The sequence below is a fragment of the Arthrobacter sp. P4_F11 genome (assembly GCF_056401395.1).
This window is the reverse complement of the sequence record NZ_JBFUJK010000006.1, coordinates 147,057-170,586: the sequence shown is the minus strand read 5'-3', so window position 1 is coordinate 170,586 and position 23,530 is coordinate 147,057. Positions and strand designations below refer to the sequence as shown.

Annotated in this window: 22 protein-coding genes and 3 tRNA genes; 17 read left to right on the top strand and 8 right to left on the bottom strand. The window is 66.6% G+C overall.

Annotated elements, in window-relative coordinates:
• Positions 1–14: 14 nt before the first annotated feature.
• From dnaG to AC1DRO_RS09000, 3 genes are all read left to right on the top strand, one after another.
• On the top strand, positions 15–1,970 hold the full coding sequence (dnaG, locus tag AC1DRO_RS09010; RefSeq protein ID WP_476950571.1) for a DNA primase: 1,956 nt from the start codon (positions 15–17) through the stop codon (positions 1,968–1,970).
• 53 nt (positions 1,971–2,023) lie between these two features.
• A tRNA-Asn gene (locus AC1DRO_RS09005) sits at positions 2,024–2,096 on the top strand.
• Positions 2,097–2,231: 135 nt separating this feature from the next.
• Positions 2,232–2,304: transfer RNA gene (locus AC1DRO_RS09000), tRNA-Asn, on the top strand.
• Positions 2,305–2,442: 138 nt separating this feature from the next.
• Here AC1DRO_RS09000 and AC1DRO_RS08995 read toward each other — a convergent pair.
• Positions 2,443–2,850, bottom strand: coding sequence for a hypothetical protein (locus AC1DRO_RS08995; protein WP_028278282.1), 408 nt, complete (start codon positions 2,848–2,850; stop codon positions 2,443–2,445).
• Positions 2,851–3,160: 310 nt separating this feature from the next.
• Complete coding sequence (locus AC1DRO_RS08990; protein ID WP_028278281.1) at positions 3,161–4,384, bottom strand: multidrug effflux MFS transporter; 1,224 nt, start codon at positions 4,382–4,384, stop codon at positions 3,161–3,163.
• A 184-nt stretch (positions 4,385–4,568) separates the two neighbouring features.
• Here AC1DRO_RS08990 and AC1DRO_RS08985 point away from each other — a divergent pair, with 184 nt between their 5' ends.
• The 6 genes from AC1DRO_RS08985 (at position 4,569) to AC1DRO_RS08960 (ending at position 10,009) form a co-directional block, all read left to right on the top strand.
• The gene (locus tag AC1DRO_RS08985; protein WP_476950570.1) at positions 4,569–5,447 is read left to right on the top strand and encodes a phage holin family protein; all 879 of its coding nucleotides are present in this window, start codon (positions 4,569–4,571) and stop codon (positions 5,445–5,447) included.
• A gap of 55 nt (positions 5,448–5,502) precedes the next feature.
• Entirely contained in the window at positions 5,503–6,126 is a 624-nt protein-coding gene (locus AC1DRO_RS08980) for a CDP-alcohol phosphatidyltransferase family protein (protein WP_028278279.1), read from the top strand.
• The gene (locus AC1DRO_RS08975; protein ID WP_028278278.1) at positions 6,126–7,028 is read left to right on the top strand and encodes a DMT family transporter; all 903 of its coding nucleotides are present in this window, start codon (positions 6,126–6,128) and stop codon (positions 7,026–7,028) included. Before AC1DRO_RS08980 ends, AC1DRO_RS08975 begins: the two co-directional genes overlap by 1 nt.
• Before the next feature lie 103 nt (positions 7,029–7,131).
• Positions 7,132–8,328: a glycosyltransferase gene (locus tag AC1DRO_RS08970; protein ID WP_476950569.1), complete on the top strand. Its 1,197-nt coding sequence runs from the start codon at positions 7,132–7,134 to the stop codon at positions 8,326–8,328.
• 194 nt (positions 8,329–8,522) lie between these two features.
• A tRNA-Ile gene (locus AC1DRO_RS08965) sits at positions 8,523–8,596 on the top strand.
• A 222-nt stretch (positions 8,597–8,818) separates the two neighbouring features.
• Positions 8,819–10,009 (top strand): acyl-CoA dehydrogenase family protein, encoded by a 1,191-nt coding sequence (locus AC1DRO_RS08960; RefSeq protein ID WP_476950568.1) that lies wholly within the window; start codon positions 8,819–8,821, stop codon positions 10,007–10,009.
• 79 nt (positions 10,010–10,088) lie between these two features.
• On the opposite strand, the gene AC1DRO_RS08955 is transcribed toward AC1DRO_RS08960, so the two are convergent.
• Positions 10,089–10,784, bottom strand: a complete 696-nt coding sequence (locus AC1DRO_RS08955) for a M23 family metallopeptidase (RefSeq protein ID WP_476950567.1) — start codon at positions 10,782–10,784, stop codon at positions 10,089–10,091.
• Positions 10,785–11,261: 477 nt separating this feature from the next.
• On the opposite strand from AC1DRO_RS08955, the gene rpsB reads away from it, so the two are divergent.
• The 6 genes from rpsB (at position 11,262) to AC1DRO_RS08925 (ending at position 16,331) form a co-directional block, all read left to right on the top strand.
• Entirely contained in the window at positions 11,262–12,179 is a 918-nt protein-coding gene (rpsB, locus tag AC1DRO_RS08950) for a 30S ribosomal protein S2 (RefSeq protein WP_476950566.1), read from the top strand.
• 133 nt (positions 12,180–12,312) lie between these two features.
• Positions 12,313–13,149, top strand: coding sequence for a translation elongation factor Ts (gene tsf / locus AC1DRO_RS08945; RefSeq protein ID WP_028275233.1), 837 nt, complete (start codon positions 12,313–12,315; stop codon positions 13,147–13,149).
• A gap of 174 nt (positions 13,150–13,323) precedes the next feature.
• Entirely contained in the window at positions 13,324–14,061 is a 738-nt protein-coding gene (gene pyrH, locus AC1DRO_RS08940) for a UMP kinase (protein WP_018774549.1), read from the top strand.
• A gap of 134 nt (positions 14,062–14,195) precedes the next feature.
• A complete protein-coding gene (frr, locus tag AC1DRO_RS08935; protein WP_018774548.1) occupies positions 14,196–14,753 on the top strand; it encodes a ribosome recycling factor in 558 nt (185 codons plus the stop codon).
• Positions 14,753–15,673, top strand: coding sequence for a phosphatidate cytidylyltransferase (locus AC1DRO_RS08930; protein WP_079551459.1), 921 nt, complete (start codon positions 14,753–14,755; stop codon positions 15,671–15,673). Before frr ends, AC1DRO_RS08930 begins: the two co-directional genes overlap by 1 nt.
• 31 nt (positions 15,674–15,704) lie before the next feature.
• Positions 15,705–16,331 carry a DivIVA domain-containing protein gene (locus AC1DRO_RS08925; RefSeq protein ID WP_243179628.1) on the top strand — a complete coding sequence of 209 codons (627 nt, stop codon included), beginning with the start codon at positions 15,705–15,707 and terminating at the stop codon, positions 16,329–16,331.
• Positions 16,332–16,454: 123 nt separating this feature from the next.
• On the opposite strand, the gene AC1DRO_RS08920 is transcribed toward AC1DRO_RS08925, so the two are convergent.
• From AC1DRO_RS08920 to AC1DRO_RS08905, 4 genes are all read right to left on the bottom strand, one after another.
• The gene (locus AC1DRO_RS08920) at positions 16,455–17,930 is read right to left on the bottom strand and encodes a sodium/solute symporter (RefSeq protein ID WP_476950565.1); all 1,476 of its coding nucleotides are present in this window, start codon (positions 17,928–17,930) and stop codon (positions 16,455–16,457) included.
• A 55-nt stretch (positions 17,931–17,985) separates the two neighbouring features.
• A complete protein-coding gene (locus AC1DRO_RS08915) occupies positions 17,986–18,393 on the bottom strand; it encodes a DUF485 domain-containing protein (RefSeq protein ID WP_243179626.1) in 408 nt (135 codons plus the stop codon).
• The gene (locus AC1DRO_RS08910) at positions 18,390–19,109 is read right to left on the bottom strand and encodes a LytR/AlgR family response regulator transcription factor (RefSeq protein WP_223914052.1); all 720 of its coding nucleotides are present in this window, start codon (positions 19,107–19,109) and stop codon (positions 18,390–18,392) included. The genes AC1DRO_RS08915 and AC1DRO_RS08910 overlap by 4 nt, the downstream gene beginning before the upstream one ends.
• A 90-nt stretch (positions 19,110–19,199) precedes the next feature.
• Positions 19,200–20,417 (bottom strand): sensor histidine kinase, encoded by a 1,218-nt coding sequence (locus AC1DRO_RS08905; RefSeq protein WP_476950564.1) that lies wholly within the window; start codon positions 20,415–20,417, stop codon positions 19,200–19,202.
• 218 nt (positions 20,418–20,635) lie between these two features.
• Between AC1DRO_RS08905 and AC1DRO_RS08900 the strand changes: the two genes are divergently transcribed.
• Both AC1DRO_RS08900 and AC1DRO_RS08895 read left to right on the top strand, forming a co-directional pair.
• Positions 20,636–21,016: a DUF485 domain-containing protein gene (locus tag AC1DRO_RS08900; RefSeq protein WP_026538258.1), complete on the top strand. Its 381-nt coding sequence runs from the start codon at positions 20,636–20,638 to the stop codon at positions 21,014–21,016.
• The gene (locus AC1DRO_RS08895) at positions 21,013–22,629 is read left to right on the top strand and encodes a solute symporter family protein (protein ID WP_028278130.1); all 1,617 of its coding nucleotides are present in this window, start codon (positions 21,013–21,015) and stop codon (positions 22,627–22,629) included. The genes AC1DRO_RS08900 and AC1DRO_RS08895 overlap by 4 nt, the downstream gene beginning before the upstream one ends.
• Before the next feature lie 88 nt (positions 22,630–22,717).
• Here the strand turns inward: AC1DRO_RS08895 and AC1DRO_RS08890 are convergent, their stop codons facing one another.
• On the bottom strand, positions 22,718–23,431 hold the full coding sequence (locus tag AC1DRO_RS08890) for a hypothetical protein (protein WP_476950563.1): 714 nt from the start codon (positions 23,429–23,431) through the stop codon (positions 22,718–22,720).
• Between the last annotated feature and the right edge of the window lie 99 nt (positions 23,432–23,530).

Here is a 23,530-nt window from a genome sequence, read left to right as displayed (position 1 = left end):
ACTAGGATGGCACTGTGGCCGGCCTGATCAAACGCGAAGACATCGATGAAGTACGCCAACGCACCGACATCAAGGAAGTCGTCGATGGCTACGTGACGCTCAAGGGCGCCGGGCTCGGGTCCTACAAGGGTCTGTGCCCCTTCCACGACGAGCGTTCACCCTCCTTCACCGTTCGGCCCCAGGTTGGCCGGTACCACTGCTTTGGCTGCGGCGAGGACGGCGACGTCATCTCCTTCGTCCAAAAGCTGGACCACATCTCCTTCCACGAGGCCGTGGAGAAGCTGGCCCACCGGATCGGCTTCGAGCTCCATTACGAGGACGGCGGCTCCGGGCCCAACCGGGAGGACATCGGCCGGCGCCAGCGGCTGCTGGACGCTCACAAGGTGGCCGACGAGTTCTTCCGTGCCCAGCTGCTCACCCCCGGCGCCGCGGAGGGCCGCAACTTCCTCTACGGGCGCGGCTTCGACCGCGCGGCGGCCGAACAGTTCGGTGTGGGCTACGCGCCGCAGGGCTGGGACTCGCTGCTCAAACACCTCCGCGGCCGCGGCTACACGGACCCGGAACTCAAGCTGACGGGCATGTTCTCTGAAGGCGGCCGGGGGATCTATGACCGTTTCCGCGGCCGGCTGATCTGGCCCATCCGGGACATCGCCGGCGACACCATCGGCTTCGGTGCCCGCAAGCTCTACGAGGACGATCAGGGACCGAAGTACCTGAACACCCCCGAAACCGCGCTCTACAAGAAGTCCCAGGTCCTCTACGGAATCGACCTCGCCAAGCGCAACATCGCCAAAGACCGGCAGCTCGTGGTGGTGGAGGGCTACACCGACGTCATGGCCTGCCACCTGGCCGGCATTCCGACGGCGGTAGCCACGTGCGGGACCGCTTTCGGCACCGAGCACATCAAGATCGCCCGCCGGCTGCTCTCCGACGACGGCAGCGGGGGAGAGGTCATCTTTACGTTCGACGGCGACGCCGCCGGGCAGAAGGCGGCCCTGCGCGCCTTCGAAGAGGACCAGCGGTTTGTCGCACAAACCTTCGTGGCGGTCGAACCCAATGGCGCGGACCCCTGCGAACTGCGCCAGTCCAAGGGCGACTCCGCCGTCCGGGATTTGATCGGTAGCCGCCGCCCGCTGTTTGAGTTCGCCATCCGGGCCACGCTGAAGCGGCACAATCTGGACACGGTCGAGGGCCGGATCGCGGCCCTGCGTGAATCCGCGCCCGTGGTGGCGCAGATCCGCGACGCCGGAATCCGGCCGGCCTATGCCCGGGAGCTCGCCGGCTGGCTGGGAATGCCGGTCGAGGAGGTCAGCAGGGCCGTCGGCGCGGCGACCAAGCGCGCCGCACAGGCTGCATCGGCTCCGCCGGGCGGGGGCCAGGCCCAGAGCCACGGGCAGGGCGGCGGGCAGGGCTATGCGGGGTCCGGCCGCGGCTTTGCCGGGACCGCGCCCGGCGTTGCCCCCTTGCCGCCGTCGGCCGTACTCCCGTCCTTCAACCGCCCTGATCCCCGGGACCCCGTGGCCGCGATGGAGCGCCAGGCGCTCGAGGTCGCGCTGCAGGAACCCGGCATGCTCGAGGGCGAAACGTGGCAGCGCTTCTCGGAGGCGCGGTTCTCCACACCCGCCTACCTCGCCATCCACGAGGCCATCCGGGCCACCGGACTCGGGTTTTCGGGGGATCCGGTGCGCTGGGTCGAGCAGTTGCTGCAGGAGGTCCCCGAGCCCCTGCGCCCGCTCGTGTCCGAGCTCTGCGTGGTGCCCCTGCCGGCCAACACCCCCGAAGGCGTCCTGCGCTACTGCAAGGACATCCTCGCCCGCTTGTTCGAGCTCCAGATCACCCGGGTCAAGGCCGAGAAGATGGGCCAGCTGCAGCGTCTGGACGCCTCGGCCGACCCCGAAGACTTCCAGCGGCTGAATCGCGAACTCATGCAACTTGAGATGCAGCGGCGGTCCCTGCGCTCGGACGCCTGAGCCGCCGATTTCGTTTCCCGGGCTGGTGTTTGCTAGGCTTATACCCGCTTCATTCCTCCTTAGCTCAATTGGCAGAGCATTCGACTGTTAATCGAAGGGTTGCTGGTTCAAGTCCAGCAGGAGGAGCGCGCAGTCCCCGTTCCGGGTTCCGGAACGGGGACTTTTTTATACCCGGAGGGGGTATTTAGCGACTGGCAGGCGCTGGCCCCGTGGCCGATTTCCCTACCGGCAAAACCTTTGCTAATGTCGTACCTGCTTCATTCCTCCTTAGCTCAATTGGCAGAGCATTCGACTGTTAATCGAAGGGTTGCTGGTTCAAGTCCAGCAGGAGGAGCGGACAGGTCCCGCGGCCGGTGAAAACCAGCCGCGGGACCTTTTTTATTTCCTCATTTATTTCCGCGTTTTTTGTTGCTCCGTCTACGGGCAGGGGTTTCCGCCGGGCAACGCAGTGGCGGGCAGTTCAGGTGGAGGTTCAGACGAAGTACATTTCCACCTGGAGGAAGCGCTGGGCCTCGGCGACCGCTGCCTGGAAGGCCTCCAGCTCCGTGGGGGACTTCCGAGGTTCCCGCGGGTGCCATTCATGCGGCGCCGAGTGCACCTGGGTGAAGCCGCCGCCCGGGGGCGCATAGAAGATGCCGAACCGTTGCACCGGCCACTCCGGGGACGATTCCGGTGCCACGAGGAGGGCGGAGTCATATGCGGGGTTGTACCACTGGGCAATTGGGCGGCGCCGGTCTTCGGTGAACAGGCCGGCGGCGAACAGGGCTGCCGACTGCGGACTGGTCTGAGCGCACAAGCGATCCCACCACAGGGGCAGGATTCCGGCGTCGGACCGCTGCCAAGTGGCCGGAAGGGGCTGGTGATCCTGCCTGTCGGGCATGAAATAACTTTATCGCCCGCCGCGGACGTCGAACAGGGTGCAACGGGGGCGCAGGGCTGCAGGCCACGGACAGGCCTGCGTGGGCGGCTGGGCGGGGCCATAGGGCAGAGGCCGCGGCCACGGTGTTCGCTGCACTGGGGCTGCCCGGGGGACATGCTCAGTGCTGGCGGGATGCCCCTGGGGACATGTCCAGTGGTGGTCCTGGCGGCTGGACATAGTGGCAATATGTCCAGCCCCGGGCGCCAAGAATGGGTATGTCCCGTGGGGGAGGCCGTGATGAATGGGCATGTCCCCCCGGGGGAGGGCCCGGCTACTGAATCGGTGGCACCGTGCTGGGCCGAACAACCAGCCACAGTGCAGCGGCCGCCAGAAGGATGCAGACGGCCTGGACGGCGCCCATCGGGGTTGCGGAGCTGACGCCGAGCCAGCCGACCACCGGCGAGACCAGGCCAGCCATCAAGAAGGTCGCCGCGCCGAGAAGTGAAGCCGCGGTTCCGGCCTGCGCCCCGTGTTTGGCCAGGGCCAGGACCTGCACGGTGGGGAAGGTGAAACCGGCGCCCAGGATGTAGAACCACAGCGGCACCAGGACGCCCCACAGCCCGAACCCCAGCTGGTCGAAGACGACAATCAGGACGGCCATGACGAACATCCAGGCCGTGGAACAAGCCAGGATCCACTGCGGCGGGACGCGCTTGATGAGCCGCGCGCTGGTCTGCACGCCTGCGACGATGCCTAGCGAGTTGACGCCAAAGAGCAGGCCGTACTGCTGGGGCGTGAACCCGTAGACATTCTGGAACAGGAACGGCGAGGCGGAGAGGTAGGTGAAGAGGCCCGCGAAGTTCATCCCGCCCACCAGCAGCAGGCCTACGAAGATCCGGTCGGAGAACAGCACCTTGTAACGCTGGCCCATGGTCATCCCGGTTTTGCCGCGCAGTTCCGGCGGCAGGGTCTCCCGGATCACGAAGAGGGCCGCGATGATGACGCAGGTCCCGTAGGCGGCCAGGAACAAGAAGATGCCGGGCCAGGGCATCAGCAACAGCAGTTGGGAGCCGATGACCGGGGCGAGGATCGGGGCCAGCCCGTTGACCAGGGCCATCCTTGCGAACATCCGCACCATCGCGTAGCCGCTGAACAGGTCACGGACCATGGCCATGGCCACCACACCGCCCCCGGCAGCCCCGACACCCATGAGGACACGGAAGAAACCCAGCGTGGCGATGTCCGTGGACTGCGCGGCGCCCAGGGACGCCGCGATGTGGACCGCCGTCGCCACGATCAGGGGCAGGCGCCGGCCGAACTTGTCGCTCAGCGGGCCCACCACCAGCTGTCCCAGCGCGAAACCGATGGTCGTCCCCGTGAGCGTCAGCTGCACCGCGGCCGCGGAGACGCCAAGGCTGTCTTCCAGGGCCGGGAATGCGGGCAAGTAGAGGTCGACCGTGAACGGCCCTAGGGCGGTCAAAGCGCCAAGCGTCAGGATGTAGAGGAATTTACGACGGCGGCTCAGGGAATCACCGGGATTGTGGGGTGTGCTCACAGAGGTCCATCCTAGGGCCCGCCGGGGTGGCCGGCCGGTGGCTGGGCGGGCGCGCCACACCTTGCCCGAAAAGGCCTCCCAAGAGCCTAAATGATAGTTTTGACACCGGGGTCTGTGCGAAGCTGTCCAGACCCGGCAAGCCCGCGCGAGCGGATCGACGGATGGCACCAGTTAGGCGGGACCGATGAGCGGACGTCACAGCGGCGGCACAGGCAGCGGGTTGCGGATTTCCGCGCTGCCGCAAACCCTGAAGATGATCTTCAAGCTGGCGCCCCGGCAACTCAGCGACGAGATTGCCCTGGCCAAGGCCGAAATCAAACGCAAGGGGGCACAGCTCGGCGTCGCCGGCGCCTTCTTCGCCGTCGCCCTGGTCTTCGTTGGACTCCTGGTGATCGGACTCTTCATTGCAGCGATCATGGGACTGGCCACCATTATGCCCGCCTGGCTCGCAGCCCTGTTGGTCTCCGCCGTCTGCCTCATTATCGCCGCGATCGGGGCGCTCATCGGGCAGAACAAGTTCAAGAAGCTCATGCCGCTCGTCCCCGAGGATACGATCCGGGGGCTCAAGTACGATCTCGGCATCGCCAAGGAAGGCTCCGCCTTCGACGCCAGGATCCTGGATCCGAGCACCGAGCAGTACAAAGCAGCGAAGGCCGCCAAGGAAGCCGCCGCAGCCAAAGCGACGGCGGAAAAGGAAGCAAAGGCTGCCGCCAAGCCCGACTTCGGGCCGCCGCCCACAGAGGCTGAACTCCGACGCCGGCTGGACCTGCGGCGCACGCACCTTACCGGCGTCCGCGACGACCTCGGCCGTGAACTCGATGTCAAGACCCAGACCCAAATCCTGCTGGCGGCCGCGCAGGTCCGGCTCCAGGACGGCAAGGAGCAGCTCAGCGACAAGATCGCAGGCTTCCGCGCCTCAGCCCGATCCTCGGCGGGGTCGGCCACATCCGCTGACGGGCAGGGCCTGGCCGACACGATCAAGCGGCGCTGGAAGCCCCTGGCTGTGCTCGCCGCCTCTGGAGCCGCCCTCGCGGTCCTGGTGCGCAGGCTGGTGAAGGGCTAGACAGATCCCTGAACCTAAACGCCAAACCGTTGCCGTCCACGGAAAGGGGGAATCGATGAAGTTCATCGGCGCCGGCGCCCGCCCCGGGCAGCCCCTCGTCCACCGCGATGCGGTCTTCACGGTTCCCAATGTCCTGACCGTGGTGCGCTTCCTTGGCGTTCCGTTATTCATCTGGCTGGTCCTCTCGGAGCACAAGTACGGCTACGGTGCCCTCGTGCTCGCGGTCATGGCCAGTACCGACTGGGTGGACGGCTACATCGCCCGCCGCTTCAATCAAATGTCCAACCTCGGACGGGTCATGGACCCGATTGCGGACAGGCTTTCCTTAATCGCCGTCGCCGTGACCCTCGTGATAGCAGGCGTCGTCGAGTGGTGGTATCTCGCCGCGCTGCTGGTCCCGGACGCGGTCCTGCTGGCTCTGTCAGTGTTCTATTTCCACGGCCACCCGGATCTGCCGGTGAGCCGCATCGGAAAGATCCGGACGGGCCTGCTGCTGGTGGGCACGCCACTGCTGGTGCTCTCCAAGCTTCCGGTGCCCGCCGCGGACGTCTATGCCACGGTCGCGTGGATCTTCCTGGGACTGGGGCTCGTGGGGCACTGGATCGCGGCCTACAACTACGTCTGGGCCATCATCGGCAAGGGCAGGCAGCTTCGGGCGCACGACGGCGGCTCCCGCTGATGGTCTGGGTTGCGGTTTTACTGGCGGTCCTCGGCGCCTTCTGCCTTGCGTTTGGGGCACAGCGCCAGGGCAGTGCGGTCAAGGCCGATACCGGCGGCCTGGCGCTGAGCACCCACGGCCTGCTGCGGCTCGTGCGTAACCCGCGCTGGGTATTCGGGTTCCTTCTGCTATGCGCCGGGATGGGAATGAACGCGATCGCCCTCGTCATGGCGCCCTTGACGGTGGTGCAGCCGATCGGCGCGATCGCCCTGGTTATCACCACCGTGGTCAACACCAAGGACCAAGGCCTGAGCATGAACCGGGCAACCGTCGTGGCCATCTCGCTCTGCGTGACCGGCTCAGCGCTGTTCGTGCTGCTGGCCGTCACCGCCACGCAGGAGAATCACAACGTCAGCAGCGAGGACGAGCTGACAATCGTGCTACTCCTGGCCATTGCGGTCGCTGCCTTTGGCACGCTCGCGGTCCTGTTCAGGCACCGCATGAGCGCGTTCGTCTACATCCTCGGCGCCGGGGTCCTGTTCGGCTTCGTGGCTGTGCTGACCCGCATCATCGGCAGGCATTTGCTTGATCCAAATGGACAGTTCCTGCTGAATGTGCCGTGGTACAGCGTGGTTGCGATTATTGCTGCAGGCGTTCTGGGATCGTGGTTTGTCCAAAACGCCTACTCCAGCGGACCGCCGGACCTCGTGATCGCCGGATTGACGGTGATCGACCCCATTGTGGGCATCGCGATTGGCATCGTGATTCTGGGAGAACTGCGTCCGGATGTCCAAGCCGTGACGGCTATTGCCATGGGGACGGCCGCATTGCTTGCTATCGTGGGAGTCATAGCCCTCTCCAGGCACCACCCGGAAGTCACCAAGCGCAAGAAGGACGCGCGGAAGGCAGCGGGCAGGTCCTAGGGCGTCAGTCCAGACTTCGGCTGCAGGCCCGGCGCCTGTGCCGACTGCCAGCCGGCCGCCATTGATCCAGCTGTCCGCACAGCGACCACCAGGAGCTCTTCACGTGACCACGTCCGACAACCAGCCCCCGCTGACCATCCTGATTGCCGCTGACACGTACCCGCCCCACGTCAACGGCGCCGCCCAGTTCGGTTACCGCCTGGCCAAGGGGATGACAGCCCGGGGTCACGATGTCCACGTCCTGGCGTGCCGCCCGGGCAAGGGCCCGAGCTACAGCGAGTTCAGCGATGAGGCCACCGTCCACCGCCTGCGCTCCCACTCGGTGCCCACACACGAGTACTTCCGGGTCACCTTCCCCTGGGAGATCAAGAAGGAAATCGGGCTGTTGTTCGACCGCATCCAGCCGGACGTGGTGCACATCCAGAGCCACTACATGATCGGCGAGCACGTCCTGTACGAGGCCGTGAAGCGCGGCATCCGGGTGGTGGCGACGAACCACTTCATGCCCGAAAACCTGAACCCCTTCCTGCCGTTCCCGCAGTGGTTCAAAGACATTGTGGGACGGATCTCCTGGCGGGACATGGGCAAGGTCATGGGCCAGGCCGACGTCGTGACCACACCCACGCCGCTTGCCGCCAAAGCCATGCACCAGCACGCTTTCCTCCGCCAGGTCCTGCCACTGTCCAACGGCATCGACGCCGCCGCCTACGAGGTCGGTCCCGACGAAACGGTGGAACGCCACGCCAGCCCGACCGTACTCTTCGCCGGCCGGCTGGCGGAGGAGAAGCACGTGGACGTGCTGATCGATGCCGTCGCCAAGACGCCCAAAGAACTGGACATCCACCTCGAAATCGTCGGCGGCGGAGAAGTCCGCCCTGCCCTGGAGGCGCAGGTCGCCCGGCTCGGGCTGAAGGACCGGGTCAGGTTCCTCGGCCTGGCCAGTGACGCCGAGCTTCGCAAGGCCTACATCACGGCCGATGTGTTCTGCATGCCCGGCACGGCTGAACTTCAGTCCCTCGTGACCCTGGAGGCGATGTCGGCGTCCACGCCAGTCCTGCTGGCCGACGCCATGGCGCTGCCGCACCTGGTCCGGGACGGGGAAAATGGTTATCTCTTTATCCCCAACGACAGCGATGACCTCGCCGCCAAGCTGACGCGCGTGTTCTCGCTGCCCGACCACGAGCGTGATGCGATGGGCAAGACCAGCCGCGAAATGGTGGAAAGCCACGGTATCGCGCGCACGCTGCAGACGTTTGAGGACATCTACCGGGGCGCGAGCTACGACGACCTGGTCCTCTAGGGGCGCCGTCTGGCAGAACGGCGTCCACTCCGAACGCTTCAAGCTCCAGGGCGCCCGGTCCAACAGGATCCAACTCAGTTGCGGCAGGCTGCCTGCCGGTGGCGGCATGCACGTGTGATGCGTCTACTATTGCTAGAGTATTTTTGCCCGGAACCAATCCGGCCCGCGCGGGCCAGGTCTGGCTCCGGGCGCAGGGGGCTATAGCTCAGCTGGTTAGAGCGCGGGACTCATAATCCTAAGGTCCTCGGTTCAAGTCCGAGTAGCCCTACATTCATTTCTGCGGCAGCCTCCTCATCCGGGGTCCGCAACCACGGGAGCCGTGGCTGACGTCCGACGTCGGCCGCGGCTCCCTTTTTGTCGGGTTTGTCGGGTTTTCATTGGGCCGGCACTTGCAGGCGTCCCGACACTGCGATAAGTTACTGATCAGTAACATATTGCCGGCGCGAAGCCCGCGCCCTTTTGGTCCCCGCTGATCGAGTGAAGGAACATCATGTCCAAAGCTGCCATCGACATCCACAACCTGTCCTACGCCGATGGCGATTTCTTTGCGTTCGAGCAGTTGCTCAGCGCCAAGGAGCAGGACAGGCTGGCCGAAGTCCGTGAATTCCTTACCCGCGAAGTCCGGCCGATCGCCGTCGATTGCTGGAATCGCGGGGAGTTCCCCATGGGCTTGATCCCGAAGCTCGCCGAAATCGACCTGGTCAGCCCTGTTCGGAGGCAGGGCTACTCGAATCTCTTTGCAGGCATCCTGCACGCGGAGGCCACCCGCGCCGACACGTCGATCGCGACGTTCATGGGCGTCCATGACGGGCTCTTCACCGGCTCCATCGAAGCTCTTGCCTCCCAGGAGCAGCAGGATGCGTGGCTTCCCGAGATCTACTCGCTCAAGAAGATCGGCGCGTTCGGCCTCACCGAGCCCCTGGGCGGCTCCGACGTCGCCGGCGGTACGCGCACCACGGCACGGCGCGACGGCGATAACTGGATCCTCAATGGAGCCAAGCGTTGGATCGGCAACGCGACTTTCTCCGACTGGGTGGTCATCTACGCCCGCGATGTTGGCGACAACCAGGTCAAAGGGTTCCTCGTGGACACCAAGGCCGAGGGATACAGTGCCGTGAAAATTGAGAACAAGATCTCGCTGCGCACGGTCCAGAACGCTGACATTACGCTCGACAACGTTGTGGTGCCGGAGTTCTTCAAGCTCGCCAACGCCAACAGCTTCCGCGACACGAACAAGGTCCTGAAAGTCACCCGCCTGGCCGTGGCCTGGCAAGCGGTGGGCCAGCAGCTGGCGGCCTTCGACGTCGCCCGGCGCTACGCCGTGGAACGCAGCCAGTTCGGCCGTCCGATTGCCTCCTTCCAGCTGATCCAGCACCAGCTCGTGCAGATCCTCGGCAATGCGGTGAGCTCCATGGGCATGATGGTGAGGCTTTCCCAGCTGGAGGACGCGGGGGAGGCGAAGGACGAGCAGTCCGCCCTGGCCAAGGCGTTCACCACCGCGCGGATGCGCGAAAGCGTGGCCCTGGGCCGGAGCATCCTCGGCGGGAACGGGATCGTGACGGACTTCGAGATGGCCAAAGTCTTTGCGGACGCCGAAGCCATCTACTCCTACGAGGGCACCCATGAAATCAACACCCTCGTCACCGGCCGGGCTATCACGGGCATTTCCGCGATCGTCTGAGGGGCGCCAAACGCCCGCCGCGGTTGCCCGCGTGCGTCAACGGACGAGCCGCGCATCAAAGGCGGCGCCAAATGCTGCATCACGGACCCGGATTCAGGGGCGGCAGCAGAACGGAAGGCCGAAGGTCCATCACGAACGCCAGCGGATTGACGTAGTATTCGCCGCGGCGGACGCCCCAGTGGAGGCAGGGCGGCGCCGGGCCGCAGTGGCCGGTCTGCACCTGCCCCAGGACATCGCCCACCGCCACGGCGGACCCCGCCCTCAGTGAACTCGCCACCGGCTCGAAACTGCTGCGCAGCCCGTTGCCGTGATCGATCGTGATGACCGGCCGGTCCACCACCGTCCCGACAAAGCTCACCGTCCCGGCGGCGGGCGACTTGAGCGGGGCGCCATCGAAGGGCGCCTCAAGGTCGACGCCGCGGTGACCGCTGAGCCACGGCTTGGCCGGGGGGTCGAAGGCGCGGAGCACCGCCGGCCTTGGGCTCAGCGGCCAGCTCCAGGCAGACGCAGGGACCGGCCCCGCCCTCGGGGAGCCCCGGCCGGAGGAAATTGCAGCCCGGGCGGCAATGGCAGGGTAGCCGGCGTCTGTGGGGCCGGAGCGGGCGGCGGCGTCGGCGTCGGCGTCTGTGGGGCCGGAGCGGGCGGCGGCGTCGGCGGCGGAGGCATGGGCAGCGGCGGCGATATCGGCGTCGGCGGTGATGGGGGGCGGCGCCAGGAACGTTGCCAGGAACAATGCCGCCAGCAGCAAGGCCCGCAGGCCAAGTGGGAGCTTCATGGCCCCAGCCTGCCAAGGCAGCGCCCCGGGCGGAATCTCCCGCCATGGCTATGTGGATAAGGTGCCCGCCGGCCCCCGCCAAAGCCCCGGAACCCCGCACCGCTGCCGCGGCAAAACCGTCCTCCTGGGCGGGGCCGCTGTAGTACACTTGGTGGAGCAGTTTGCTGTGCCCTCACGCTTGTAAGTCGCGATACTTCGTGATTGCCGAAGCCGGCACGCCTCATTCAGGGGTGCGGGGGAGCAGCAGCTGACTACGCGTATCCAGCCCTCCTCAAAAGAAGCCTGAAACTTCCGATGCGGAGGACTGCGCCTCCTGCGGTCCGTTCCACATGGCATGTCCATATGGCGCGGATGGGAAGTGCGGTGGATGCCAGGAGCAACGCCCGCCCCGGGCGAATGCTAAACAACCGTCAACTATTGGCAGGGTAAGAGGGCCATGGGCTCTCTCATGAATGACCTGCCGGAAGGAGCGTCGGCATGCCCGTCGTAACTATGCGCCAGCTGCTTGACAGCGGCGTCCACTTTGGACACCAGACCCGCCGTTGGAACCCGAAGATGAAGCGCTTCATCTTCACGGAGCGCAACGGTATCTACATCATTGACCTGCAGCAGTCGCTGTCCTATATCGACCGGGCCTACGAGTTCGTGAAGGCCACCGTTGCACACGGCGGCACCGTTCTCTTCGTCGGCACCAAGAAGCAGGCGCAGGAATCCATCGCCGAGCAGGCCACCCGCGTTGGCCAGCCGTACGTCAACCAGCGTTGGCTCGGCGGTATGCTGACCAACTTCCAGACGGTCTCCAAGCGCATCCAGCGCATGAAGGAACTCGAAGAGATCGACTTCGACGACGTCGCCGGTTCGGCTTACACCAAGAAGGAACTGCTGCTCCTTCGCCGCGAACTCACCAAGCTGGAAACCAACCTCGGTGGTATCCGCAACCTGACCAAGGCGCCGTCCGCGCTGTGGATTGTTGACACCAAGAAGGAACACCTTGCTGTCGACGAGGCCAAGAAGCTGAACATCCCGGTTGTGGCCATCCTGGACACCAACTGCGATCCCGACGAAGTCGACTTCCCGATCCCGGGTAACGACGACGCCATCCGCTCCGTCAACCTGCTGACCCGCGTTGTCGCCGACGCCGTTGCTGAGGGCCTCATCGCCCGTAACCAGCGCGCCACCGGCACCACGGAAGCTCCGGAAGAGCCGCTGGCCGAGTGGGAGCGCGAGCTCCTCGAAGGCAACAAGGCTGAAGCTGCTGCAGCGCCCGCCGCTGAGGCTGCGCCCGCCGCTGAGGCTGCACCGGCTGCTGACGAAGCACCGGCCGCCGAAGCTGCTCCGGCTGCTGAGGACGCACCGGCTGCTGAAGAAGCACCGGCCGCCGACGAAGCCAAGTAGTCAGACAAGTAAATCTGGATCTCCCCACATGCGCTCAGCTGCATAGGGGGTACCGACAGGATGGCCGCTCACTCGGTGAGCAGCCGTCCTGTCGGTCCGTACACCACATAAATTTCTAGACAGAGGGGTTCACATGGCGAACTACACTGCCGCTGATATCAAGGCTCTGCGCGAGCGCACTGGCGCCGGCATGATGGATGTCAAGAAGGCTCTTGACGAAGCCAACGGTGACGCCGAGAAGGCCATCGAAATCATCCGCATCAAGGGCCTGAAGGGCGCCACCAAGCGCGAGGGCCGCTCAACCGCCGAAGGCCTGGTTGCCGCCAAGGTCGCCAACGGCGTCGGCGTGATGATCGAAGTCAACTGCGAGACCGACTTCGTCGCGAAGGCTGACAAGTTCATCCAGCTGGCCGACAAGGTCCTGGCTGTGGCCGTCGAGTCCGGCGCTGCCGACCTCGAGACCCTGCTTGCCACCGAGGTCGACGGCAAGCCGCTGTCCGAGGTCGTCATCGAAGAGGGCGCCGTTCTGGGCGAGAAGGTTGTTGTCCGCCGCATCTCCCGCATCGAGGGCGCCACGGTCGACGCTTACCTGCACAAGACCTCCAAGGACCTCCCGGCCCAGGTCGGCGTGTTGTTCGCTGTTGACGGCGAAGGCGAAGCGGCTGCCACCGCAGCCCACGACGTCGCCGTTCACGTCGCCGCCATGGCTCCGAACTACCTCACCCGTGAGGACGTTCCGGCCGATCTCGTCGAGTCCGAGCGCCGCATCGCCGAGGAAACGGCCAAGGCCGAGGGCAAGCCCGAAGCTGCGATGACCAAGATTGTCGAAGGCCGCGTTACCGGCTTCTACAAGGGCGAGGTCCTCGTTGACCAGGCATTCGCCAAGGATGCCAAGAAGTCTGTCGCACAGGTCCTCGAAGAAGCCGGCGTCAAGGCAACTGCCTTCACGCGCTTCCGCGTCGGTTCCTAGTCAGACTGGCCAGACACCAGTCAGGCACTAGCCAGACACGCTAAGGGGGTGGTCACCACGGTGGCCACCCCTTTTGCATGCACCCGTGAGGCACCGTTTCCGGTCACGGCCGGAATGCCGCCTTGGGCGCCCAGCACGATAACCTAACTCAGAGTTCACCAACGGGAAGGCACCATGGAAACCGTCACCACTTCAGCCCAGCCAAAGAAGAACAGGCGCCGCGTCCTCTTGAAGCTCTCCGGCGAGGTCTTCGGCGGTGGGAAACTGGGCGTCGACCCGGATACCGTCCGCGGCGTGGCCAAGCAGATCGCCGCCGCAGTTCCCGATGTGGAGGTGGCAATCGTCGTCGGCGGAGGCAACTTCTTCCGCGGCGCCGAACTGTCCCAGAGCGGCATGGACCGCTCCCGCGCCGACTATATGGGCATGCTCGGAACCGTCATGAACTGCCTCGCGCTCCAGGACTTCCTTGAGCAGGCCGGGGTGGAAACGCGCGTGCAGAGCGCCATCACCATGGGCCAGGTTGCCGAGGCCTACATCCCCCGCCGCGCCATCCGCCACATGGAAAAGGGCCGGGTTGTCATCTTCGGCGCCGGCGCCGGCCTGCCGTACTTCTCCACTGACACCGTGGCCGCCCAGCGTGCCATGGAGGTCCACGCCGACGTCGTCCTGATGGCCAAGAGCGGCGTCGACGGCGTCTACACCGCCGACCCGAAGAAGGACCCGACGGCGGAGAAACTGCACCGCCTCAGCTACGACGACGCCCTCCGCCGCGACATCCGCGTGATGGACCAGACCGCGATGACCATGTGCAAGGACAACAACCTCACAATGGTGGTCTTCGGCATGGAAGGCGAGGGCAACGTCACCCGCGCCATCCGGGGCGAAGACCTGGGCACCGTCGTCACCCCCTAGCAACAGCTAGGATGTTTTCAGGACCTTTCCGCCGCCAGGCGGAAGACAAAAGCGCCCGGCGGAATACGGCAGGCGCACAAAGAAGACGTGCCGCGCCCCGGCCCCCGGGACGCACCAATTTCTGAGGAGAGACCGTGATCGAAGAAACCTTGCTCGAAGCCGGGGACAAGATGGACAAGGCAGTTGAGGTAGCCAAGGAAGACTTCGCCTCGATCCGGACCGGCCGCGCGACGCCTGGCCTGTACAACAAGGTCATCGTCGAGTACTACGGCACGCCGACACCGCTGCAGCAGCTGGCCTCCTTCGCGGTCCCGGATGCCCGCACCATCCTCGTCACCCCGTACGACAAGACGGCCCTGCGCGACATCGAACGTGCCCTCAGCGACTCGGAGGTCGGCGCCAACCCGTCCAACGACGGCAACGTCATCCGGATCACCATTCCCGAGCTGACGTCCGAACGGCGCAAGGAATACGTCAAGATCGTCAAGTCCAAGGGTGAGGACGCGAAGGTGTCCATCCGCAACATCCGCCGCAAAGCCAAGGAAACGCTGGACAAGCTCGTCAAGGACGGCGACGCCGGCGAAGACGAAGGCGCGCGCGGTGAGAAGGAACTCGACGCCATGACCAAGGCACACGTGGACGGGATCGACGAGCTGCTCAAGCGCAAGGAAGCTGAGCTGCTCGAGGTCTGATGAATCAGGCACAGGAGGCCTCCGGGCCGCGCGCCCGGAGGCGGGGGAAGCAGCGCGAGAACCCAACGCCGAAAGCGGGCCGGAACCTGCCCGCCGCCACCGTGGTGGGCGTTGGCATGCTGGTATGCGTCCTCGGCGGCCTGCTGTTCCTCCCGCTGGGCTTCGTCCTGGTGACCGCCACCTTTGCGATCTTCGGCGTCTGGGAGATCTTCCGTGCGCTGGAGGCCGCAGGCACCCGCCTGCCGATCGTGCCGGTGATGGTCGGCACGGTCGCCATGCCGATCGCCGCCTACTTCGGCGGCCTCGAAAGCCTGCTCTTCGCCATGCTCGTCAGCAGCGTGGCGGTGCTGTTGTGGCGGACCCTGGAGGGCGCCGCCGGTTCGGCGCGGAGCATTTTCGCAGGGGTCTTCACCCTGTCCTGGGTGCCGTTCCTGATCAGCTTTGCGGCGCTGCTGCTGCACACCGCCGACGGCGAGACGCCGGTAGGCCTGTGGCCTGACGGGGTGATTCCGGCGGGTGCGTGGGAAATCGCGACCCTGCTGCTCCTGGTGGTAGCCAACGACACCTTCGGCTACCTCGTGGGCGCCTCCCTGGGCAAGCATCCGATGGCCCCCAAGATCAGCCCCAAGAAGACCTGGGAAGGCTTCGCCGGCTCGATCGCCGGGGCCGTCGTCGTGGGCGTGCTCGCCATGATCTTCGTGCTGGGCGAACCGTGGTGGTTCGGCGTCGTGCTCGCCGTGGGCATGGTGGCAGCCGCCACCGCCGGCGACCTCGCCGAATCCATGGTCAAGCGCGAGCTCGGCATCAAGGACATGAGCAGCATCCTCCCCGGACACGGAGGCGTCATGGACCGGCTGGACTCGATTGTCTTCGCCTCGCCGGTGGCGTTCATCCTGTTCTCGGCCCTCACAGCCGCCTAGAAGCACCGGACCAGCACTTCCGGCGCCTAGAATGGTGCCGAGCAAACCAGCCGAACGGCATCAAAGGAACAAAGTAACAGTGGACATTCAACGGCAGATTCCTGCGTCTTTTGACCGCGTGCAGCGGAACCAGTATGGCTACAACGCCAGGCAGGTCGACGATTTCCTGCAGCGCGCACGGGTGTCATTCGAAGCTCCGTCCGCGGCCTCCCGCGCCATCAAGAGCTCGGACGTCCGCGCCGTGTCCTTCGATCCCGTGAAGGGCGGCTACGCCGCCGCCGGCGTGGACGCCGCGCTGGACCGGCTCGAAGACGCCCTCGCCCGGCGCGAGCGCGATGAGCTCGTTGCCGAACGCGGCGAGGATGCCTGGCTGCGCGAAATCGGCCGGCTCGCAGGCGTCCTGCGCGGGCGCCTGCACCGCCCGGACGGCCAGCGCTTCCGGCGCCCGTCCAAGCCCAAGGCCCGCAGTTACAACACCACCGACGTCGACGACCTCTGCCACGAGCTGATCGGCTACCTCGAGGAGGACCAGCCGCTGAGCGTGGACAACGTCCGGCGCGCCGTGTTCCGTCCCGCCGTGGGCCGGGAGGGCTACGAGGAAAGCCAGGTCGACGCATTCCTGGAGCGCGCCGTCGAGCTCATGGCGGCCATCGACTAGTCACGCCCCGCGCGGACCCACGCCTGGAGCCCCACCGGCCAACCACCCGCCCGGGTCACCGACGCCGGATCGCGACCGCCGGGTCAGCGTTGCCGGAGCCCCGCCCGGGTCAGCACGGCAGGGTCACCGTTCCGTCGCGAGCGGCCGTTCCGGAGTGTGCAGCCGCGTCATGAGCCGGGTGATGGTCCGGGGCACCCGGTTCCTGGTGGCCCGGGAAACCAGGACCGTCACGGCGAACGCGGCCGGCACCGTCCAGGCGGCGGGCTGTGCCAGCCACGACGGCGTCTGCGCAGCACCCAGCACCGAGCCGGCCACCATCGCACTGCCGCAGAGCACGCCGCCGGTCACCATGCCCGCGATAGCCCCGGCGTCCGTCAGCCCCCGCCACCAGATGCCCAGCAGCAGGACCGGGCAGATCGTGGACGCGGTAAAGGCAAACACAAGCCCCACGCTGCCGGCCAATGCCTGCGATTCGGTCATCGAGGCGATACCCAGCGGGACCAGGGCCGAGACCAGTGCTGCCAGCCGGAAGCCCCGGACACTGCCGCCGAACACGTCCTGGCTGATCACGCCGGCCAGCGAGACCACCAGGCCGGACGTCGTCGACAGGAACGCCCCGAACGCTCCGGCCACCACAAGCGCCGTCAGCAAGTCGCCGGCCACCCCGCCAATCATCCGGCCGGGCAGCAGCAGAACCAGGGCATCAGCCTGGCCGCTCCGGGCAAGGTCGGGGGCGAACGCTCGGCCGAGCATGCCGTACGCCGTCGGAAACAAGTAGAAGACGGACAGCAGGCCCAGGACAATCAGGGTGGTCCGGCGGGCGGAACGCCCGTCCGGGTTGGTGTAGAAACGGACCAGCACGTGCGGCAGCCCGAGCGTGCCAAAGAGCAGGGCCACCAGCAGCGAAATGATCTGGTAGGGGCCCGCGGGCGCCAGCGCCGTGGGGTTGGCCGTACTGGGCGGCGGTAACTCCGCCGCGGCGGAGTCCCCGCCGCCCACCACGAACAGCAGGAACACGATTGGCACCGCCAGCGCGGTGAGCTTGAGCCAGTACTGGAACGCCTGGACGAACGTGATGGAGCGCATCCCGCCGGCCACAACGGTGAAGCAGACGACTCCGACCACCGCCACCGGGCCCACCCACGCCGGCAGCCCGGTGGTGATCCGGATGGCCAGGGCAGCGCCGTGCAGCTGCGGGACGATGTAGAGCCAGCCGACCAGGACCACCACCAGGCTTGTGACGCGGCGGACGGCACGCGAATCGAGGCGCGCCTCGGTGAAGTCCGGAATCGTGTAGGCCCCGGACCGGCGCAGGGGAGCGGCGACGAACAGGAGCAGCATCAGGTAGCCGGCCGTGTACCCCACCGGATACCACAGGGCGTCGGTGCCGGAGAGCAGGATCAGCCCGGCGACCCCCAGGAAGCTGGCGGCCGAGAGGTACTCACCGCCGATCGCCGAGGCGTTCCACCACGGCTTGACCGTCCGGGACGCCACGTAGAAGTCTCCGGTGGTGCGCGAGATCCGCAGCCCGTAGAAACCGATGACTGCCGTGGCGAGCGAGACGGCGGCGAACGCCGCCACCCCGACGACGGGGTTCACGTTCCGCTCACCCGGCCCCGTGCGTGGCCGCCCGCCAGGCCGTTCACGTGGGCCCTCACTTGTCGCCGGCGAGGTCCCGGTAGCGGGCCTCGTTCCTTGCCGCGGTCCGCACATACAGCCAGGCACTGAGACCGATCACGGGATAGATGCCGGCACCCAGCAGGACCCAGTCGAATGGCAGGCCTGCAATGGTGGAGTGCGCCAGGCCCGGGACCAGCCCCAGCACAAGCGGGAAGGCGAGCATGATCAGCAGGAATCCCAGGGCCACCACGAGGCCCAGCCGGAGCTGGGACCGGATGAGGGAGCGGACGAACAGCTGCCCGGCGTCGGATTCCTCTGCCGCCTCCTGTGAGGCCGCCGCAGAGCGCCCGCCGGTCAGGGCGGCGCTACCCGATGCGGCACTTCCCGGTGTGACACTTCCCGAAGTGACGCTGCGCGGCGCCGTGACCCGGACCCGCGTCATGCCTGCGGCCGGATACGGCTTGCTTCGAGCTTTTCCCGGACCGCCGGGAGGTGCCTGCGGCTAATGGGCAGTTCGGCCCCGGCCACGGTGACGCTGGGCCGCGCCGCGGCGAGCTTCATGTGGCTGATGTGGCCTAGGGCGGTCAGGTACGAGCGGTGGATGCGCAGGAACCCGGCGTCGGCCCACTGCTGCTCGAGGTCGGCCAGCGGAACCCTGATGAGGTAGCTGGCCTCCGCCGTGTGCAGCCGTGCATAATCGCCCTGCGCCTGAACGTACGTCACGTCCTCCCGCCGGATCATCTTGGTGGTCCCGCCCAGGTCCACGGTGATCATTTCCGGGGCCGGCGCGCCGTCCTTGAGCAGCTCGCTGATCCGGCCGATCGACTTCGCCAGCCGTTCGGCACGCACGGGTTTGAGGAGGTAGTCCACAGCCGCGAGCTCGAAGGCCTCCAGCGCGCAGTCCTCGTCCGCGGTGACGAAGACCACGGCGGGCGGGTGGGCGCTGCGGGAGATGACCCGGGCAATGTCCAGCCCGGACAGCGCCGGCATGTGGATGTCGAGGAAGATGACATCGACTTCTTCGGCCTCCAGTGCCCGCAGGGCCTCGGCGCCCGAGGAAGCGCGGTGGATGGTGCCGATCCGGTCATCCCTGCCGAGCAGGAAAGCCAGTTCCTCAACGGCGGGGAGCTCGTCGTCGGCGACGAGGACGTTAATCATGCCACTAGCCTACTGCCGCGGCCATTGTGGCCGGCTCAGCCCGTCAGCCGACTGCCGCCGGGCACGACACCGCCGGGAACCGACCGGAAATCAGGCGTCGTGCCGGGGCTGGGACTTGGGGACGCGCATCGTGATCAGGGTGCCTTCGCCCGGTGCCGTCTCGATCACGAGGCCGTTATCGTCCCCGTACACCTGCCGCAGGCGGGCGTCGACGTTGCGCAATCCGACGTGGTCGCCGTCGCTGTGCCCGGCAAGGACGGAGCGGAGCTGGTCCGGGTCCATGCCCACGCCGTCGTCCTCGATCGTCACCTCCGCGAACGCCCCCGAGTCGTTCGCCGTGATGGAGATGTGCCCCGGGCCCTCCTTGGCCTCAAGGCCGTGCCGGACCGCGTTTTCCACCAGCGGCTGCAGGCTCAGGAAGGGAATCACCGTGCTCAGGACCTCCGGCGCGATCCGCAGGCTGACCTGCACGCGGTCGCCAAAGCGGGCCCGTTCCAGGAGCAGGTAGCGGTCGATGCAGCGCAGTTCCTCGGCCAGGGTAGTGAAGTCGCCGTGGCGGCGGAAGGAGTAGCGGGTGAAATCGGCGAACTCCACCACGAGCTCGCGCGCCCGGACCGGATCCGTGTTGATGAAGGAGGCGATCGCGTTCAGCGAGTTGTAAATGAAGTGCGGGCTGATCTGGGCGCGGAGGGCCCGGACTTCCGCCTCCATCAAGAGGGTGCGGGAGGCGTCGAGCTCGGCGAGTTCCACCTGGGTGGCCACCCAGTCAGCCACCTCGCCAGTGGCGCGGACCAGTCCGGCGCCGGCGGCCGGCGCGAAGGCGGCCACCACACCCACCACACGCGCGCCAGTTTTGATCGGGGCGATCACGACGGCGCGCTCCACCTCCGGCGCCAGCGTCACGCCGCCGTCGCCGGCGGCCAGGAGCTGGAGTTCGCCCGCCGGAATGACGGCGAGGTGGCCGCCGTCGAACACTTTTGACGCGAGCCCCATCAGGGCAGGTTTGAGTTCCTCGCCGGCGCCGTCCCACGCGAGCACGCCGGTTGTATCCGTGATGGCCAGGGCGTCACAGCCCAGGAGGCTGCGCAGCTGTTTGCTGGCCTTGGCCGCGCCGGCCGGGTTCAGGCCGGTCCTCAGGTGCTGGCCGGCACGGGATGCGGCATGCAGCGTCTGGTAGGTGGCCCGCTCCGCATCGGTGCCGAGATCGCGGAAGGACCGGAGGACCTTGAGTCCCACGGCGACGACGGCAGCGATCGCCAGGGCAATCACCGCGACTGCGGCGGCGGTGAGCAGGGGAGAATCCGGCATGGTGCCAGCCTACCGCCGGGGTTCCTTTCGGCGGCCGGGGGCGCCGTTTGGCGCAGCGTCGGGACCGCTGAGCGACGCAGGCCGCCGCGGCTGTGGCAGGTAACACGCGTCACAGTGCACAGTGATTGCAGTCACATCGGCAGGATGGGTTGCAGGGTGCGTCCCACGCACACCACGGCAGCCGGTGTGGACTCACCAGTCTCAATGAGGAGGAACCGATGGGTCACGACGCCCAAGAAACGGACGCTGCGGCGGCCGTGGACTTCAAGGAAGTCCAGTCGACGGAGCAGTTCCAGGAACTGCGCACACGTCACCGCAGCTTTGTCTTCCCGCTCTCCATTGCCTTTCTGCTCTGGTACTTCGCCTATGTCCTGCTGGCCGACTACGCGGTGGGATTCATGTCGATCAAGGTTTGGGGCAACATCAACGTCGGCCTGATCCTGGGCCTGCTGCAGTTCGTCTCCACGTTCGCGATCACCGGCTGGTACGTCAGCTATTCGAACCGCAAGCTGGACCCCATTGCCTCCGAGATCCGCCAGGAAATCGAGGGGCACGAATTCGACAAGCACGGCAACCCGGTTGGGGGGACAGCAAAATGACACTCATGGTTCCCGCAGTGAACGTTGCGGATCTCAAGGACACAACCCTGCTGAACATGGGCATCTTCGCCCTCTTCGTCGCGATCACCATGGTCATCGTGATCAGGGCCAGCCGCAACAACAAGACGGCAGCCGACTACTACGCGGCCGGACGTTCCTTCACAGGCCCGCAGAACGGCACCGCCATCGCCGGCGACTACCTCTCCGCAGCGTCCTTCCTCGGCATCACCGGAGCCATCGCCATCAACGGCTACGACGGCTTCATGTACTCCATCGGCTTCCTCGTCGCCTGGCTCGTCGCCTTGCTGCTCGTCGCCGAACTGCTCCGCAACACCGGCAAGTTCACCATGGCCGATGTCCTCTCCTTCCGGCTCAAGCAGCGCCCCGTGCGCATCGCGGCGGCCATCTCCACGCTGGCCGTCTGCTTCTTCTACCTGCTGGCGCAGATGGCCGGTGCCGGCAGCCTCATCTCGCTGCTCCTGGGCATCAGCGACTGGGGCGGACAAGCCCTGGTGATCATCGTCGTCGGCGCCCTGATGATCATGTACGTCCTGATCGGCGGTATGAAGGGCACCACCTGGGTGCAGATCATCAAGGCCATGCTCCTGATCGCCGGAGCCGCTGTCATGACCTTCTGGGTCCTCGCGATCTACGGCTTCAACCTCTCGGACCTGCTGGGCGGCGCGGTGGAAACCTCGGGCAACCCGAACCTGCTCAACCCGGGACTGCAGTACGGCAAGACCGAGACCTCCAAGATCGACTTCCTGTCCCTCGGCCTGGCCCTGGTACTCGGCACCGCAGCCCTGCCGCACGTGTTGATGCGTTTCTACACGGTTCCGACCGCAAAGGAAGCCCGAAAGTCCGTGGTGTGGTCCATCTGGCTCATCGGCATCTTCTACCTGTTCACCCTGGTCCTGGGCTACGGCGCAGCTGCGCTGGTGGGAGCCGACACCATCAAGGCCGCCCCGGGCGGCGTCAACTCGGCCGCGCCGCTGCTCGCCTTCCACCTCGGCGGTCCGCTGCTCCTGGGCTTCATCTCGGCGGTGGCCTTCGCGACCATCCTGGCCGTCGTCGCCGGCCTGACGATCACCGCGGCGGCATCCTTCGCACACGACATCTACGCCAGCGTCATCGCCAAGGGGAAGGCCGACGCCGCCACCGAGGTCAAGGTTGCCCGCCGCACCGTGGTGGTGATCGGGCTCCTGGCCATCGCCGGCGGCATCTTCGCCAACGGACAAAATGTTGCGTTCCTCGTGGCGCTCGCCTTCGCCGTGGCTGCCTCCGCCAACCTTCCGACCATCCTCTACTCGCTGTTCTGGCGCCGGTTCACCACCCAGGGAGCCCTGTGGAGCATGTACGGCGGATTGTCCGCGGCCATCATCCTGATTGCGCTCTCCCCGGTGGTTTCCGGGGCCAAGACGTCGATGATCCCCGGCGCCAACTTCGCCATCTTCCCGCTGAGCAACCCGGGCATCGTTTCCATCCCGCTCGCGTTCTTCCTGGGCTGGCTGGGCACCGTCCTGGACAAGCGGAAGGAAGACGCCACAAAGCAGGCCGAAATGGAGGTCCGTTCCCTGACCGGGGTGGGCGCCGAAAAGGCTACCAACCACTAGGAAGGCCGCACCAACAGAGAAGCTCCCGTGCAGCAGCGCGGGAGCTTCTCTGTTGGATGGGCGCCAGCTTGGACTGAGTTTTCCGAGGTCAGCGCTGGGGCCTCAGCCGAATGTTCACCATCTTCAGTTCATCGTGGCCCTCGAAGCGGTAGACCAGCTCCACGCTTTTCGTGTCGCAGTCGATCGTTCCGGCGACGTCGGCGGCGTTGGAGCCGTTGTTGGAGCTGACGTTGAGGGTTGAAAAGTTCGGTTTACAGCTGCCGTCAAGCTCCAGGCTCTGCACGCCCGCGGCGAACTCTTCCGGGGAAATCTTCCGCATGAGGGCCGGATCCAGGTACTTCTCGTAGGCGGTGCTGACCTCGCCGGCGATGATCAGCTTCGTGAAATCGTCCGCGATGCCCCGTGCCTGGTTGGTGGCTCCGCCCACCACGTTGAGCAGGACGACGACGCCGGCACTCACCAGCAGGAGCACACCGCCGACGATCCCGAGGACAATCCACAGGGCCTTGCGGCTCTTTTTCGGGGGCGGCTGGGCGGCGCCGCCGTAGTAGGGCGGCGGCTGCCCAGGCCCGCCGTAGTACGGAGGTGCGCCGCCGCCAGGTGGCGGGTAGCTGGGAGCCGCGCCGGTCGCGGGTGGCGGGTAGCTGGGCGCCGCGTAGTTGGGCACCGCGGCGTCGGCGGGGGGCCCGGGCGGCGGGGCGTAGTACGGAACGGGCGGCTGGCCGGGCGCCGGGTGGCCGGCTGCAGGCTCATGCCCGGGCTGCGGCGGTACCGGGCGGTGTGGTTCCTCGGGACTGCTCACGGTTCAAGCCTTTCCGGCAGTCCAGACAAGCCACTGCCTGTTGCACTGGGCCGCGTGCGCGGACCCAAGGACTCAGGGGGACCCAACGGACACAGCCTA